Source organism: Streptomyces sp. NPDC058092, assembly GCF_042884935.1.
Taxonomy (GTDB): domain Bacteria; phylum Actinomycetota; class Actinomycetes; order Streptomycetales; family Streptomycetaceae; genus Streptomyces.
The window spans coordinates 163,549-178,752 of sequence record NZ_JBHVSY010000010.1; the positions used below are offsets into that span (position 1 = coordinate 163,549).

Sequence of the window (15,204 nt, forward strand, 5' to 3'; positions counted from 1 at the left end):
CGGACGGTGCGCCGCAGCCCCGCCCGGAATCGGCCGATACCAGACATAACTTCAGGTCTAGCATGAATCGCACCTGCCCGAGAGTTCGCTGATCGACGGCTCAGAATCCGCCCCCGTCGAAGCCGCCGCCGCCTCCGAGGTCGCCTCCCCCGCCGAAGCCGCCGCCGTCGAAGCCGGACGAGTCGAAGTCGGAACCGGAGAAGTCGCCGCCGCTCCAGTCACCGCCGGAGCCGAAGTCTCCCCCGCCGTACTCGTCCGCGTACGCCGGGGAGGACAGCATCGAGCCGAGCACCGTGCCGGCCAGCAGGCCGGGAAGCAGACCGCCGCCGAAGTAGCCGCCCGCCCAGGGACCGTACGCCGGGCCCGCCTCCCAGTACGGGCGGCGGCGGCCGTCGCCCGTGTCGACGGTGCGGCTCAGCGGTTCCTCGCCCTCGCGCAGCCGGATCTCGTCCGCCGCGCAGACCGGGACCTCCCGGGCCGTGCCGCCGGCCGGGGACCACCGGGCGTCGGCGACCGAGGGACCGTGGCGCGGGTCGAAGAAGCATGGCGGACGGCGGACGGGCGGTTCGGCGCCCGTGCGGCGGGCCTGCAGGACCGCGAGGGAGAAGCGGCCGTCCTCCAGGGCCTGGGTGACCCCGCGCACGTCGGACGGGTGACGGGCCCGGGACATGCGGGTTTTCGCGCTTTCGTAGGAGTCGAGTGCCCGCTCGTAGTCGGCGCGCATGGCGTCGTCGGCGCCCGGCTCGGCGGGGTGGAAGTCCAGCCGGTCCAGGGTTTCGCCGTACGCGGTGATGTCCTCGTCCACGACGAGGCGGAGCTTGTCGAGCGCGGCCCGCTCCTCGTTCTCCTTGCGCTTCCGGTTGCGCCGGACGATCGTGTACGCCGTACCGGCGCCCAGCACCAGGATCGCGGCGACCGTGATCAGTCCGACTGCGGACGACGGTCCGCTGCCCGCCGAGGAGCCGCCCCAGGAGGCGGGGGCGCTGCCCCGGGCCTGTTCGACGGCCCGGTCCACGAAGGCGTTCAGCTGGGTCGCGGCGTCGGTGTCCGTGCCGGGCGTCCTGACCGCGGCGGTCAGGTTCCTCACCGCTCGGGTGGACATCACCTGCGGGTCGGCGCCGGCGTTGAATCCGTTGCCGAGGCGGACCGCGTAGACGCCGGTGATGCCGGTGTCCGTGCGCAGGGTGGTGAGCAGGTTCTGCTCGGGGAACGCCGGGGTCCGCGGGAGTACGGCCACGAACACGGGCTTGTCGGCGTCCTTGATCTTCTTCGTCAGGGCGGCCGCCTGGCCCGGGGAGAGCTGGGCGGCGGCGGCCGGGTCGACGTACACCGGGCTCTTGCGCAGCGCCTGCGCGACATCGTTGACGGTCGATGCACCGACTGCGGCGGGGGCAGCGGGTGCCACGGCGAGCACGAACGCCGACAGAATCAGCAGCAGTCCGGCCAGCACGGTCGGGAACAACCTGTTCCGCATATATCGAAGCTAACCCAGGTGGGTGCCGCCTGCGCGGTCATCCACCTGGGTCGGCTCTCTCCCGTCAGGAGTCAGCCGCAGTGGCCGTCGCCGGTGCGACCGGACGTCCGGCTCCTGCGCGCGGGCGGCGTCGGACCGGGGCCGACCCGCCCCAGCGTTTCCCGCCGTGTTCCGGCACCGCCCTCGGCCGTCGGACAGACCTGATTCCACGCCTGTCCGGCGCTCGAGGACGAAGCCCGGCCGCGACCGCGTTACTCCGTGGGCTCGACCCCGGCGCGCAGCAGCCCGTACGTGTACGCGTCCTCCAGCGCCTGCCAGGACGCCGCGATGACGTTCTCCGCGACGCCGACCGTCGCCCAGTCGCCGGTGCCGTCGCCCGTGGTGATGAGGACTCGGGTGGTGGACTCGGTGCCGGTGCGGCCTTCGAGGATGCGGACCTTGTAGTCGACCAGTTCCAGCTTGGCGAGCTGCGGGTAGATCCGCTCCAGCGCGACGCGCAGCGCCCGGTCGAGTGCGTTGACCGGGCCGTTGCCCTCGGCGGTGGCGACGATGCGCTCGCCGTTGGCCCAGAGCTTCACGGTCGCCTCGTTGGCGTGCGTACCGTCGGGGCGGTCCTCGACGATGGCGCGCCAGGACTCGGTACGGAAGTAGCTGCGCGCCCGGCCCTCGGCCTCGGCGCGCAGCAGCAGTTCGAAGGAGGCGTCGGCGGCCTCGTACGTGTAGCCCTTGAGTTCGCGTTCCTTGACGCGTCCGACGACGCGGCCGACGAGTTCGCGGTCGCCGCCGAGGTCGATGCCGAGCTCCTTGCCCTTGAGCTCGATGGAGGCACGGCCCGCCATGTCGGAGACCAGCATCCGCATGGTGTTGCCGACCAGCGCGGGGTCGATGTGCTGGTACAGGTCCGGGTCGACCTTGATCGCGGAGGCGTGCAGTCCGGCCTTGTGGGCGAAGGCGGAAACCCCCACATAGGGCTGGTGGGTGGAAGGCGTCAGATTGACGACCTCGGCGATCGCGTGGGAGACGCGGGTCATGTCGGCGAGCGCGCCGTCGGGGAGGACGGTCTTGCCGTACTTGAGTTCCAGGGCGGCGACGACGGGGAAGAGGTTGGCGTTGCCGACCCGTTCGCCGTAGCCGTTGGCGGTGCACTGGACGTGGGTGGCGCCCGCGTCGACGGCGGCGAGGGTGTTGGCGACGGCGCAACCGGTGTCGTCCTGGGCGTGGATGCCGAGCCGGGCGCCGGTGTCGGCGAGCACGGTGGAGACGACGGCAGTGACCTGCGCGGGGAGCATGCCGCCGTTGGTGTCGCAGAGGATGACGACGTCGGCGCCGGCGTCGGCGGCGGCGCGGACGACGGCCTTGGCGTACTCGGGGTTGGCGCGGTAGCCGTCGAAGAAGTGCTCGCAGTCGACGAAGACCCGGCGGCCCTGCTCGCGCAGGAAGGAGACGGTGTCGCGGACCATCTCCAGGTTCTCTTCGAGGGTGGTGCGCAGGGCGAGTTCCACATGGCGGTCGTGGGACTTGGCGACCAGCGTGATCACCGGGGCGCCGGACTCCAGCAGCGCCTTGACCTGGGGGTCCTCGGCGGCCTTGCCACCGGCCCGGCGGGTCGCGCCGAAGGCGACCAGCTGGGCGTTCTCGAACACGATCTCCTGCTGGGCGCGCGCGAAGAACTCGGTGTCGCGGGGGTTGGCGCCGGGCCAGCCGCCCTCGATGAAGCCCACGCCGAAGTTGTCCAGGTGCCGGGCAATGGTCAGCTTGTCCGCGACCGTCAGGTTGATGCCTTCACGCTGGGCCCCGTCGCGCAGCGTGGTGTCGAAGACGTGGAAACTGTCGTCGGTGGCCTTGGCCTTGGTGGTCATGCTGGTCTGACTCCTGTCGGATGAGTGGATCCGGACGATCTGGCTCCACTTGCCCCCATCATCCCGCGCGCCTCGTCCCGGCCGAGGTGAGGGCCGGAAAACGAAAAAACCCCTCGCGGGTGCGAGAGGTCTGCGCGCGGGTCTGGGGCACGGTGGCCGCGCCGCACGTAGGTGGTACGGGACGGTCACTGCGGACCGGCGCGCCTGTTGCCAATAATCATGACGAACGAGGGCACGGAGGCAGTCTTGCACAGGGCCGCCTCCGTGCCGTGCGCCGTCTCAGGATGCGGGCGTGACGGTGCTCGCTCCGGACGGCTCCGAGCGCTCCTGTCCGGGCTTGCCGGCGCCGACCCGGCCCAGATCGATGTCGCGGGTCTCGCGCATGGCCAGGTAGACGATCAGGGAGACCGCGGCGCACCCCGCCACGTACCAGTAGAAGCCGGACTCGATGCCTGCCTTCTTGAACCAGAGCGCCACGTATTCGGCGGTGCCGCCGAAGAGCGCGTTGGCGATGGCGTACGGGAGGGCGACGCCCAGGGCGCGGATGCCGGTCGGGAAGAGTTCGGCCTTCACACAGGCGTTGATCGAGGTGTACCCGGTGACGACGACCAGGGCGAGGAGCGCCAGGCCGAAGGCGGGCCAGAAGGTACCGGCGTGCTTGAGCATCGTCATGATCGGCACGGTCAGGAAGGTGGAGCCGACAGCGAAGGTGATCAGCAGCGGGCGGCGGCCGATCCGGTCGGAAAGCATTCCGGCCAGCGGCTGGATGCACATGAAGACGAACAGGGCGCAGAAGCTGACGAGCGAGGCGGTGGACTTCTCCATGCCGGCGCTCCTGGAGAGGAACTTGGTGAGGTAGGTCGTGTACGTGTAGTACGCGACGGTCCCGCCCATCGTCAGCGCCATCACGAGGAACGCCTCGCGCTTGTGCTGCCACAGCGCCTTCAGGGTGCCGCGGTCCTCCTGCTCGGCCGCGCCGGACTCCGCGTAGACCTCGGTCTCCAGCATCGAGCGGCGCAGATAGAAGACGATCGCGGCGCCGAGCGCGCCGACGATGAACGGGATGCGCCAGCCCCAGCTGTGCAGGGCGGCGTCGGACATGTTGCGCTGCAGGACGATCTGGAGGCCGAGGCCGACGAGTTGTCCGGCGGTCATGGACACGTACTGGAAGCTGGAGGCGAAGCCGCGCCGGTGGGGTGCGGAGGCCTCGGTCAGGTAGGTGGCACTGGCGGCGTACTCGCCGCCGACGGAGAGGCCCTGGAGGAGCCGGGCCACCAGCAGGACGGCGACGCCGCCGTAGCCCGCGACGTCGTACGTCGGCGCGACCGCGATGAGGATCGCGGAGGCCGACATGAGGGTGACGGTGAGGGTGAGTGCGGCCTTGCGGCCTCTGCGGTCACCGATCCGGCCGAGCAGCCAGCCTCCGACGGGCCTCATGAAGAAGCCGACGGCGAAGATCCCCATGGTGTTCATGAGGTTGGCGGTCTCGTTGCCTTCAGGGAAGAACGAGTCCGCGAAGTAGACCGCGAAGGTCGCGTACACGAACCAGTCGAACCACTCGACCATGTTGCCGGCGGAGCCGACCCAGATTTTCTTCCACTGCTCTCGTCCCATGGTCCGTCACCGTGCCCGAACAGCCGGGAGCACAACAAGAGCGCAACGGGCAACGATCACGCGTACTTACGTGCGTTTGGTTCACGGCGTTCCCGGCCGCTCCGGGGCGGTGAGCGAGTCGTCGATGAACTCCCTGACCCGGGCGAGGACTTGCTCGCGGCCCGTGCCGGGGATACCGACGGCGACGTGGACGCTGAACCCGTCGAGCAGGGCCCGCAGCCGGGTCGCGAACCGTTCGGCGTCGACGGTACGGAACTCGCCGCGCGAGGCGCCCTCCGCCAGCAGCGCCACGAGGTCGCGGTGCCAGGCGCCCTCGATCGCGGCCTGCCGGGCGCGTGCGTCGTCGTCCGCGTTCCGCGAGCGGTTCCAGACCTCCAGCCAGAGCGTCCAGTGCGGATCGCAGGGGCCGTCGGGGAGGTACAGATCGATGTACGCGTCGAGCCGTTCGCGGACCGTGGCCCGACCGGACAGCAGGGTGCGCCGCTCCGCGCCGAGCCTCTCCTCGCTCCACTCCAGGGTCTGGAGCAGCAGCTCGTCCTTGGTGCGGAAGTAGTAGAGGAGGTGTCCGCTGCTCATGCCGACCTCGCGGCCGAGCCCGGCCATGGTGAGGCCGTCGAGGCCCCGTTCGGCGATGGTGGCCATGGCGGCGGCCAGCAGCTCCTCGCGGGGCGGGGCGGTGTTGCGTCGGCGTGGAGCGGGGGGCACGGTTCAGACCTTCGGCTGCTGCTGGGTGATGCAGTGGATGCCTCCACCGCCGGCAAAGATCGTACGGGCGTCGACGAGGGTCACCGTACGGTCCGGGAACAGGTCGCCGAAGATCGCCGCTGCTTCCTTGTCGCGCGGGTCGTCGAAGGCGCAGAGGATCACGCCGCCGTTGCAGAGGTAGTGGTTGATGTAGGAGTAGTCGACCCACTCGCCGTCGGCCTTCAGCACGGTGGGCGCGGGGACCTCCACGACGTTCAGGGAGCGGCCCCTGGCGTCGGTGGCGGCGCGCAGGACGCGGACCGTCTCGCGGGTGATCTCGTGGTCGGGGTGCGCCGGGTCCGGCTGGACATGGGCGACGACGGTGCCGGGCCGGGCGAAGGCGGCGACGATGTCGACATGGCCGAGGGTGCCGTACGTGCCGTAGTCGCCGGCCAGTCCGCGGGGCAGCCAGATGGCCTTCTCGGTGCCGAGCCGGGCGTGGATCTCGGCCTCGACCTGCTCGCGGGTCCAGTCGGGATTGCGTTCCTCGCCGAGCTGGACGGTCTCGGTGAGCAGGACGGTGCCTTCGCCGTCGACGTGGATGGCGCCACCCTCGTTGACGAGGGCGGAGCCGTGCGCGGGGACGGCGGCGAGTTCGGCCACGGAGCGGGCGATGTGCTGGTCGTGCTCCCAGCGGGCCCAGCTCTGGGCTCCCCAGCCGTTGAACGTCCAGTCGACGGCGGCCAGTTGGCGTCCGTCGGTGACGAAGGTGGGGCCGATGTCGCGCATCCAGGCGTCGTCGAGCGGGCGGACGGCCAGCTCGATGTCCGGGCCCAGGAGGGCGCGGGCACCGTCCTCCTGGCCGGGTCCGACAACCATCGTGACGGGTTCGAAGCGGCGGACGGCGCGGGCGACGGTGGCCCAGGCGCTGCGGGCCTCGTCCAGTTCGACGTCGGTGTCGAAGGTGGGGTTGGGGCCGGGCCAGGCCATCCAGGTGCGTTCGTGCGGGGCCCACTCGGGCGGCATGTGGAAGGTCACGGCTGGGTCCTTACAGGAAGTAGAGGCGGTTGAGGGAGACGGAGTCGGCGGGCTCGGAGCGCAACGGGTCGCCGTCCAGGGTGACCAGGCCGCTGCGGGCGTCCACGGCGACTTCTCCGGTACGGGAGTTGTGGACGAGGTCGCCGGGGCCGATGCCGCGGGTGCCGCGCACCCCGACGCGGCGCCGGCGCGTGGGCATCAGGTCCGCGCCGAGCTGAGTCGCCGCCTGCGAGACGAAGGCCACGGAGAGATCGGCCGCGGTGGCTCCGTACGCCCCGAACTGCGGCCCGAGGACCAGGGGTTCGCAGGTGTCGGTGGCGGCGTTCGGGTCGCCCGTGACCCCGTACGCCGGGAAGCCGGACTTCAGTACGAGCTGCGGTTTCGCGCCGAAGAACTCGGGCCGCCACAGCACGATGTCGGCGAGCTTGCCGGTCTCGATGGAGCCGATCTCGTGCGCGAGACCGTGCGCGATGGCGGGGTTGATGGTGAGCTTGGCGATGTAGCGCAGCACCCGGGCGTTGTCGTCCGCGGGTCCGTCGCCGTCCATCGGGCCGAGCTCGGCCTTCATCTTCCCGGCCATCGCGAAGGTACGGCGCACTGTCTCCCCGGCGCGTCCCATGCCCTGCGCGTCGGACGAGGTGATGCCGATGGCACCCAGGTCGTGCAGGACGTCCTCGGCGCCCATCGTTGCGGCGCGGATGCGGTCGCGGGCCATGGCGGCGTCGCCCGGCAGGTCCGTCTTGAGGTCGTGTACGGAGACGATCATCCCGTAGTGCTCGGCGACGGCGTCCCGGCCGAAGGGCAGCGTCGGGTTGGTGGACGAGCCGATGACGTTCTCGACGCCCGCCATCTTCAGGACGTTGGGGACGTGTCCGCCGCCGCAGCCCTCGATGTGGAAGGCGTGGATCGTGCGGCCTTCGAGGACGCGCAGGGTGTCCTCGACCGACAGGCACTCGTTCAGCCCGTCGCTGTGCAGGGCGACCTGGACGTCGTGCTCCTCGGCGACGCGCAGGGCGGTGTCCAGGGCGCGGGTGTGGGCGCCCATGTCCTCGTGGACCTTGAAGCCGCAGGCCCCGCCCTCCGCGAGCGCCTCGACCAGCGGGGCCTGGTGGGAGGACGAACCCCGCCCCAGGAAGCCGATGTTGACCGGCCAGGCGTCGAAGGCGTTGAAGGCGTGACGCAGCGCCCAGGGCGAGTTGACGCCGACGCCCCAGACCGGGCCGAATTCCTGGCCGATGATCGTGGTGACGCCGGAGGCGAGCGAGGCCTCCATGATCCGCGGCGAGAGCAGATGGACGTGGGTGTCGACGGCGCCCGCCGTCGCGATCATGCCCTCGCCGGAGACGATCGTGGTGCCCGTGCCGACGACGACGTCGACGCCATCGAGGGTGTCCGGGTTGCCGGCCCGCCCGATCGCCGCGATCCGGCCCTCGCGGATGCCGATCGACACCTTGCGGATGCCCTGCACAGCGTCGATGACCAGCACATTGCTGATGACGACATCGCAGGTGTCCCGGACGGCCGCGGCCTTGAGGTGCAGCCCGTCGCGGGCGGTCTTGCCGAATCCGGCGAGGAACTCCTCGCCGTACCGCTGTGCGTCCGACTCGACGCGGACGGTCAGCCCGGAGTCGCCGAGCCTGACCCGGTCCCCGGCGCGCGGGCCGTGCACGGAGGCGTAGTCGTACGGATCGATGCTCATCGTTCGGCTCCCAGATATCCGCAGGCCGCCGCGCGCCGCAGGGCCTCTTCGCGCGCGCCGGGCGCGTCGAGCGGCCCGTCGACCAGACCGGCGAACCCGATGGCGATCCGGTCACCACCGATCGGCACCAGCCCCACGTCCACGGACTCCCCCGGCCCGAAGCGGACGGAGGACCCGGCGGGGACGCACAGCCGCATCCCGTACGCGGCCGCCCGGTCGAAGTCGAGCCGCGGGTTGGCCTCGAAGAAGTGGAAGTGCGAGGTGACGGAGACCGGCACGGTCGCGGTGTTACGGACGGTCAGCCGCACCGTCGGCTCCGGTTCGGGCGTGGCCGGGCCGGGGACGACCGCCCCGGGCGCGTCGTCGCCGAGCCCGCCGCCCAGCGGCCGGGAGACGACGGCGAGCCGCGAACCGTCGTCGAAGACGGCCTCCACGTGGACCTCGGTGACGACATCGGCGACCCCGGGCAGCACATCGTCGGGGCCGAGCACGGACCGGGCGGCCGCGATGGCCTCGGCGAGCCTGCGCCCGTCGCGGGCGGCCTCGCAGACCGTGTCCGCGATCAGCGCGGTCGCCTCGGGGACATTGAGCTTCAGCCCCCGGGCGCGACGGGCCCGGGCCAGTTCGGCGGCCCCGAAGAGCAGCAGCCGGTCACGTTCCGTCGGGGTCAGTCGCACGCCCGCACACCTCCTGTTTAGAGCAGCACTCTAACCGTGGATCGGCGGAAAGCGGAAGCTCGACTGCGTCACTTTTGAGCGGCGCTCCAACGAGCCGACCGGCCCGGGCACACGACGAAGGCCGCACCCGGCGGGAACCGGGCGCGGCCTTCGCGCGTACGACGGACGGGGTCGGCTAGCCGAGCGGGTGCATCCAGCCGTGGGTGTCCTCGGCGACGCCGCGCTGGATGTCCAGCAGGCGTTCACGCAGCTTCAGCGTGACCTCGCCGGGCGCGCCGTCGCTCTGGGTCCACTCGCCGCCCGCGGACTTCACGGTGCCGACGGGGGTGATGACGGCGGCGGTGCCGCAGGCGAAGACCTCGGTGAGGCTGCCGTTCTCGGTGTCGGCGCGCCACTGGTCGATGGAGACGCGGCCCTCCTCGGACTCGTAGCCGAGGTCGCGGGCGACCTTGAGCAGCGAGTCACGGGTGACACCGGCGAGCAGGGAGCCGGTCAGGGCCGGGGTGACGATCTTGTTCCCGTACACGAAGTACAGGTTCATCCCGCCGAGCTCCTCGACCCACTTGTGCTCGACCGCGTCGAGGTAGGCGACCTGGTCGCAGCCCTTCGCCGCGGCCTCGGCCTGGGCGAGGAGGGACGCGGCGTAGTTGCCGCCGGTCTTGGCGTCGCCCATGCCGCCGGGGACGGCGCGGACGCGGTTCTCGGAGAGCCAGATGGAGACCGGCTTGACGCCACCGGGGAAGTAGGCGCCGGCGGGCGAGGCGATGACGATGAAGAGGTACTCATTGGCGGGCTTCACGCCGAGGCCGACCTCGGTGGCGACCATGAACGGACGCAGGTAGAGCGACTCCTCGCCGCCGTGCGCCGGAACCCATGCCTTGTCCTGCTGGACCAGCACGTCGCACGCCTCGATGAACGTCTCGACGGGCAGTTCCGGCATGGCCAGCCGGTGCGCCGAGGCCTGGAAACGCTTGGCGTTCGCCTCCGGGCGGAACGTGGCGACGCTGCCGTCGGGGCGGCGGTAGGCCTTGAGGCCCTCGAAGATCTCCTGCGCATAGTGCAGGACGGTGGTCGCGGGGTCGAGGGAGAGCGGGCCGTAGGGGACGAGCTGGCCGTCGTGCCAGCCGCGGCCCTCGGTCCACCGGATCGTCACCATGTGATCGGTGAAGTAGCGGCCGAATCCGGGCTTGACCAGGATCGCCTCGCGCTCCGCGTCGGACAGCGGGTTCGAGGAGGGCTTGAGCTCGATCGTGGGCGTCGTCATGTGTGCGTGTCCTTCACCGGTTGTGTGTGTTGGACCGCGCTCACGCCGCTCCTGTCGGGCAGGTGCTAGGACGTCCGAGCCTTGGACCGGCCGACACATGGAGGGTGGCGTCGCGGGGTCTGGTGCGCACATCTGCGGCGTTGTCGTCAATCGCCATGGCTCCGCCATGCCTCAATCCTCCGCCTTGCAGCTGCACGCACCAGATCCCGCTCCTTCTCCCACCCTCCATGTGCCGGTCGGTCCAAACCGCGAGCGACGGCCCCGTTCGATTATCGCTCCCGGGTGGCCGTGCACGAAATGACGCGAATGCGGTCCAGTGGTCGATGGTGGCACCCGGGACCGCATAGGAGAAGCCGCCGGGTGCGGTTGCGACCCGGCGGCTTCGAAAATTGGAGTCGTCGGGTCAGCTCGCTACGCGTACCGCGAGCGCGTCGCCGATCTGATCGGTCGTACGGATCGTCACTCCGGTGCGCTCCGCGAGGTCGGCGGAGACGGCGTCCTCGATGCGCACGGCCTGGGCCTCGTAGCCGAGGTGGCGCAGCAGAAGGGCGACGGAGAGGATCGTGGCGGTCGGGTCGGCCTTGCCCTGTCCCGCGATGTCGGGGGCAGAGCCGTGGACCGGCTCGAACATCGACGGGAAGGTGCCCGTCGGGTTGATGTTGCCGGACGCGGCCAGGCCGATGCCGCCGGTCACGGCAGCGGCGAGGTCGGTGAGGATGTCACCGAAGAGGTTGTCGGTGACGATGACGTCGAAGCGCTCCGGCTGGGTGACGAAGAAGATCGTCGCGGCGTCGACGTGCAGATAGTCGGTGGTGACCTCGGGGTACTCGGTCGCGACCTTGTCGAACGTGTTCTTCCACAAGTGGCCCGCGTACACAAGGACGTTGTTCTTGTGAACCAGCGTCAGCTTCTTGCGGGGGCGGGCGTCGGCCCGCTCGAAGGCGTCACGGACGACGCGCTCGACACCGTACGCGGTGTTGACGCTGACCTCGGTGGCGACCTCGGCGGGCGTACCGGTGCGCAGCGAACCGCCGTTGCCGGTGTACGGGCCCTCGGTTCCCTCACGGACGACGACGAAGTCGATGTCCGGGCGGCCGGCCAGCGGCGTCGCGGTGTTCGGGAACAGCTTCGACGGCCGCAGGTTGATGAAGTGGTCGAAGGCGAACCGCAGCTTCAGCAGGAGCCCGCGCTCCAGGACGCCGGACGGCACGGAGGGGTCACCGATCGCGCCGAGCAGGATGGCGTCGTGGCCCTTGAGGGCCGCCAGCTCCGCGTCCGGGAGGGTTTCGCCGGTACGGTGCCAGCGCCGGGCGCCGAGGTCGTACTCCTTGGTCTCCAGCTTCACATCCTGCGGGAGAACAGCGTTGAGGACCTTGAGGCCCTGGGCCACGACCTCCTGGCCGATACCGTCACCGGGGATCACTGCGAGATTGATGCTGCGAGACATGCCCGCACCTTACTGCGCGTCCCACCTCATGACACGTCACGTCCACTATCCGGACACATGGTGAGCTGTACGTGCACCGTTCACCTATTCGGTGGGACGGCGTCGGACGGCGGGTGGATGTTCTGCTCCATGGACTTCGAGATCAGCCGCGGCTGAGCGCCGACCGGGCGGCGCCCGCCGGGCTCCCGCCGAGGCCGGCCGCCCCTGGCGAGACCCGGGCGGCCGGCCTCGGCGGCTCGTCCCAGCAGCTGGTCTCAGTGGCCCGTGGAGCCGCCGTTGTCCCTGCGGTCGAGGGCCCGCTGCAGGGCGGCGGCGGCATTGCGGCGCTCCGACTCGGTCGGGCGGTGGGTGTGACGGACGCGGCGGACAGTCGTCTCGGCCATGGTGGATCGACTCCTTGAGATCGCGAGGATTTCGAGATCGAAAAATCGTAAACGTGATTTCGAGATCGGGATTTCGAGGCGCCGGAAGGGGCGGGGAGCGGGCGCCGCAGGGGTTGCCTGCACGGGGGCGCGCACTCACGACCGCCAGTCGCTGGATCTAGCGAGACGTTCGGCTTCTACAAAGCTAGGACAGCTCGGCCGGTCTGTCTCCACAATTACTCGGACTTCCTACTATCTGAGACGGAGGTTTACGACCTCCCGCCCTCGGTTCCCGGTCCCGAGCCTGGCGGTGGACGGCCCCTCGGCCGGAGGCGCGTCGCAGCAGGTGCCTGTCGGTGGGCAGGCCGCGGCCGTGACGGGGAGACGCCCGTTCCCTGCGGACGGGAATGAATCCATGTCCTGCCTCATGATCCATATCGGCTGAATCCTGACGTCTGCCACGTCCGGCCGTCGGGCAGGACGGCGAACGCCTCGTAGCCGTCCAGTGCTTCCAGCCAGTCCTGTGCGTCCTCGCCCCTGGCGAACGCCGCGGTCGTGTAGGCGTCGGTCATGGTCAGCCGGGGCCCGATGACGGTGAGGGAGGCGAACGCGGTGGTGGGTGTGCCGCTGCGCGGGTCGAGGATGTGGGCGCCGCGTTCGGCGGTGCCCGAGGTGGCGACGGCCAGGTCATGGCGGGCGGTGATGACGGTGGCCAGTTCCCCGGGGCGCAGGGGGTGGGTGATGCCGATGCGCCAGGGGGTGCCGGGGGTTGCCCGGCCGCCGAGTTGGAGGTCGCCTCCGCCGTTGACGCAGGTGTGGTGCGCGCCGGCTTCGTAAAGCAGTTGGGATGCGGCTTCGGTCGCCCAGCCCTTGACGAGTCCCGAGGGGTCCAGGACACCGGCCGGGGCGATGCTGAACCAGCCGTTGGTGACGTGGCCGGCCTGCGCGCAGAGGGACAGTACTTCGTGGACTTCGGGAGGGCAGTCGTCCAGGTGGATCTCGCCGCGGTCGAGGCGGCTGATGTGGCTGTCGGGCCGGTAGGTGGAGAACACGGCGTCGACCCGGTGAAGTCGACGCACGGCCTCGGCGAGGGCGTGGTGGATGGCCGGGGTGGGCTTGTCGCGGATGTCGAAGGAGAAGACGGTGCCCATGACGTGTTCGACGTGGCGCAGTCCGCGTGCGGTGTCAGGCATGAGCCCGGTCCAGGGCGCTCTGCAGGGACTGGATGTAGCCCTGGCTGGTGTAGCTGGCGCCGGATACGGCGTCGATGTGCGCGCTCTGGGCGCCGATCGCCTCCTGGGTGAGACGGGGCAGCGCGTAGGAGGCGAGCTGCTGGTCGCGGCCGTTCTGGTCCGGGGCCTGGAGAACCTTGACGGCAGTGATCTTTCCCTTGGAGAGGGTGGCGGCGACCTGCACGGTCCCGTATTGAGTGTCGACGGCATCGCCGGTGAATGTGCCGGTGCCGGTGGATGCGCGCGACGAGGTGCCTGCGGGGGTGTGCGGGGAGGAGGAGTCCGTCGGGGAACGGGGGACCACCCCGGCGAGGGCCGGGAACTGGTGCGGTTTGAGGGCGAGCAGCGCGACGACGAGGGCGCTGATCCCGGTGGTGGCGAGGACGGCTCGGCGCATGGCGGTTCTCCTCAGAACGCGAACGACTCGTGGTGGATGCTTCGTGCCGGGACACCGGCATCGCGCAGGGCCTGGATCGCGGCCTGTGTCATGCCGGGCGGACCGCAGAGGTAGACGTCGTGCGTGGCGAGATCCGGCACCAGCGCGGTCAGGCCCCGGGCGGTGAGGGGCGAGGAGTAGTCGGCCGGTTCGTCGACGACGTAGTGCACGGTGGCCCGCCGGTGGGCGGCTATCGCGTCGATTTCACCGCGCAGGGCGAGGTCGTCGGTACGGCGGGCCCGGTAGACGAGGGTCACCTGTCCCGGCAGCGTCTCGAAGAGCGTGCGCAGGGGGGTGATGCCGACGCCGCCGGCCAGGAGCAGGACCTTGGGAGAGGTGCGGCGGTTCGCGGTGAAGCCGCCGTACGGTCCCTCTGCCCACACCCGGGTGCCGGGCACCAGGCGGGCGAGGGCGGCGCTGTGGCCACCGGCGGTCTTCACCGTGATGCGCAGATGACGGGGGTCTGCGGGGGCGGAGAGGGAGTACGGATTGGCCGTCCACCACAGACCGCGGGCCATGAAGCGCCAGCGCAGGAACTGCCCCGGCTCGCCCCCCAGCTCGTCGAGATGTTCACCGGTGAGGTGGACGGAGACCACGCCCGGTGCCTCGGGGCGCACGGCGCTCACGCGCAGACGGTGGCGCAGTCCGCACCGCAGCGGCACGGCGAACCGGTACCAGGCGACCAGCGCGGCGACGCCGAGGAACAGCGTGTACCAGGCGATCCGGGCGAGGCGGTTGCCGACGAAGTCGGCTCCATTGGAGAGTTGGTGTCCGAAGATGAGGAAGACGGCCAGGTAGGTGGCAAAGTGCAGGTAATGCCAGGTCTCGTAACTCAGCTTCCGGCGGGCCGCGCGGGCCGAGAGGACTCCGGTGGCCAGGAACAGCAGGAAGCCGGCCGTGCCTTTGAGGAGGTCGGGGTAGTGCAGGACGAGCGTGGAGGTCTGGCCGACCACGTTCGTGTGGGAGGTCAGTGAGTAGCCCCAGATGATCAGCAGGGTGTGGGCGAGGGCCAGGGAGATGGTGCAGCGGCCGCCCAGGGCGTGCCAGCGGGCGAGCCGGTCGGTTCCGACGGTGTGGTCCAGGAGCGGGATGCGGGCCATCAGGGCCAGCAGCACCGCGCAGGCATACCCGGCCAGCAGTCCCGTGATGCGCCCCGCCCCGGTCAGCCAGCCCGCCGGGCCGACCACCGCAGTCGTGTCGCTCCACCACAGGGCCGGCACCCCCGCGGCACCGGTCCAGATCACCAGCGGCGCCAGGAACGGCACAGAGCTGCGGCGCGGACGCCGGTGGCGCGTCCCGCGGCTCTCGTACGTGGTGCTGGTGAACGTGGTGGTCATGGGCTCCTCCGGACAGGACTCGCTCCGTCGATGGGCGGCCAGCCTCACAGCCCAACCTCTGCGTACCTTCTGAAACCGCCC

13 protein-coding genes are annotated in these 15,204 nt (G+C 70.7%); all 13 read right to left on the reverse strand.

Annotation, left to right across the window (positions count from 1 at the left end):
- Positions 1–100 precede the first annotated feature (100 nt).
- Positions 101–1,474, reverse strand: a complete 1,374-nt coding sequence (locus tag ACFVV1_RS18830) for a hypothetical protein (RefSeq protein ID WP_389990298.1) — start codon at positions 1,472–1,474, stop codon at positions 101–103.
- 251 nt (positions 1,475–1,725) lie between these two features.
- Entirely contained in the window at positions 1,726–3,333 is a 1,608-nt protein-coding gene (cimA, locus tag ACFVV1_RS18835) for a citramalate synthase (protein ID WP_389990299.1), read from the reverse strand.
- 279 nt (positions 3,334–3,612) lie between these two features.
- On the reverse strand, positions 3,613–4,947 hold the full coding sequence (locus tag ACFVV1_RS18840; protein ID WP_389990300.1) for an MFS transporter: 1,335 nt from the start codon (positions 4,945–4,947) through the stop codon (positions 3,613–3,615).
- A gap of 81 nt (positions 4,948–5,028) precedes the next feature.
- Complete coding sequence (locus ACFVV1_RS18845) at positions 5,029–5,652, reverse strand: TetR/AcrR family transcriptional regulator (RefSeq protein ID WP_389990301.1); 624 nt, start codon at positions 5,650–5,652, stop codon at positions 5,029–5,031.
- 3 nt (positions 5,653–5,655) lie between these two features.
- A complete protein-coding gene (locus tag ACFVV1_RS18850) occupies positions 5,656–6,657 on the reverse strand; it encodes an agmatine/peptidylarginine deiminase (protein ID WP_389990487.1) in 1,002 nt (333 codons plus the stop codon).
- A gap of 22 nt (positions 6,658–6,679) precedes the next feature.
- The gene (locus ACFVV1_RS18855) at positions 6,680–8,368 is read right to left on the reverse strand and encodes an urease subunit alpha (protein WP_389990302.1); all 1,689 of its coding nucleotides are present in this window, start codon (positions 8,366–8,368) and stop codon (positions 6,680–6,682) included.
- Positions 8,365–9,045, reverse strand: a complete 681-nt coding sequence (ureA, locus tag ACFVV1_RS18860) for an urease subunit gamma (protein WP_389990303.1) — start codon at positions 9,043–9,045, stop codon at positions 8,365–8,367. Before ureA ends, ACFVV1_RS18855 begins: the two co-directional genes overlap by 4 nt.
- A 175-nt stretch (positions 9,046–9,220) precedes the next feature.
- Positions 9,221–10,309: a branched-chain amino acid aminotransferase gene (locus ACFVV1_RS18865; RefSeq protein WP_389990304.1), complete on the reverse strand. Its 1,089-nt coding sequence runs from the start codon at positions 10,307–10,309 to the stop codon at positions 9,221–9,223.
- Between the two features lie 403 nt (positions 10,310–10,712).
- The gene (locus tag ACFVV1_RS18870; protein WP_389990305.1) at positions 10,713–11,756 is read right to left on the reverse strand and encodes a 3-isopropylmalate dehydrogenase; all 1,044 of its coding nucleotides are present in this window, start codon (positions 11,754–11,756) and stop codon (positions 10,713–10,715) included.
- Positions 11,757–12,010: 254 nt separating this feature from the next.
- Positions 12,011–12,139: a hypothetical protein gene (locus tag ACFVV1_RS18875; RefSeq protein WP_266748797.1), complete on the reverse strand. Its 129-nt coding sequence runs from the start codon at positions 12,137–12,139 to the stop codon at positions 12,011–12,013.
- A 404-nt stretch (positions 12,140–12,543) separates the two neighbouring features.
- Positions 12,544–13,311, reverse strand: coding sequence for an FAD:protein FMN transferase (locus tag ACFVV1_RS18880; protein WP_389990306.1), 768 nt, complete (start codon positions 13,309–13,311; stop codon positions 12,544–12,546).
- On the reverse strand, positions 13,304–13,747 hold the full coding sequence (locus tag ACFVV1_RS18885) for an FMN-binding protein (protein ID WP_389990307.1): 444 nt from the start codon (positions 13,745–13,747) through the stop codon (positions 13,304–13,306). Before ACFVV1_RS18885 ends, ACFVV1_RS18880 begins: the two co-directional genes overlap by 8 nt.
- A gap of 11 nt (positions 13,748–13,758) precedes the next feature.
- On the reverse strand, positions 13,759–15,123 hold the full coding sequence (locus ACFVV1_RS18890; protein WP_389990308.1) for a ferric reductase-like transmembrane domain-containing protein: 1,365 nt from the start codon (positions 15,121–15,123) through the stop codon (positions 13,759–13,761).
- Positions 15,124–15,204: the final 81 nt, after the last annotated feature.

Coding starts and splice junctions, on each gene's coding strand:
- ACFVV1_RS18850 (WP_389990487.1), bottom strand. CDS start 6,657: ATGCCGCCCGAGTGGGCCCCGCACGAACGCACCTGGATGGCCTGGCCC.
- ACFVV1_RS18840 (WP_389990300.1), bottom strand. CDS start 4,947: ATGGGACGAGAGCAGTGGAAGAAAATCTGGGTCGGCTCCGCCGGCAAC.
- ACFVV1_RS18865 (WP_389990304.1), bottom strand. CDS start 10,309: ATGACGACGCCCACGATCGAGCTCAAGCCCTCCTCGAACCCGCTGTCC.
- ACFVV1_RS18880 (WP_389990306.1), bottom strand. CDS start 13,311: ATGCCTGACACCGCACGCGGACTGCGCCACGTCGAACACGTCATGGGC.
- ACFVV1_RS18875 (WP_266748797.1), bottom strand. CDS start 12,139: ATGGCCGAGACGACTGTCCGCCGCGTCCGTCACACCCACCGCCCGACC.
- ACFVV1_RS18830 (WP_389990298.1), bottom strand. CDS start 1,474: ATGCGGAACAGGTTGTTCCCGACCGTGCTGGCCGGACTGCTGCTGATT.
- ACFVV1_RS18885 (WP_389990307.1), bottom strand. CDS start 13,747: ATGCGCCGAGCCGTCCTCGCCACCACCGGGATCAGCGCCCTCGTCGTC.
- ACFVV1_RS18855 (WP_389990302.1), bottom strand. CDS start 8,368: ATGAGCATCGATCCGTACGACTACGCCTCCGTGCACGGCCCGCGCGCC.
- cimA (WP_389990299.1), bottom strand. CDS start 3,333: ATGACCACCAAGGCCAAGGCCACCGACGACAGTTTCCACGTCTTCGAC.
- ACFVV1_RS18870 (WP_389990305.1), bottom strand. CDS start 11,756: ATGTCTCGCAGCATCAATCTCGCAGTGATCCCCGGTGACGGTATCGGC.
- ACFVV1_RS18890 (WP_389990308.1), bottom strand. CDS start 15,123: ATGACCACCACGTTCACCAGCACCACGTACGAGAGCCGCGGGACGCGC.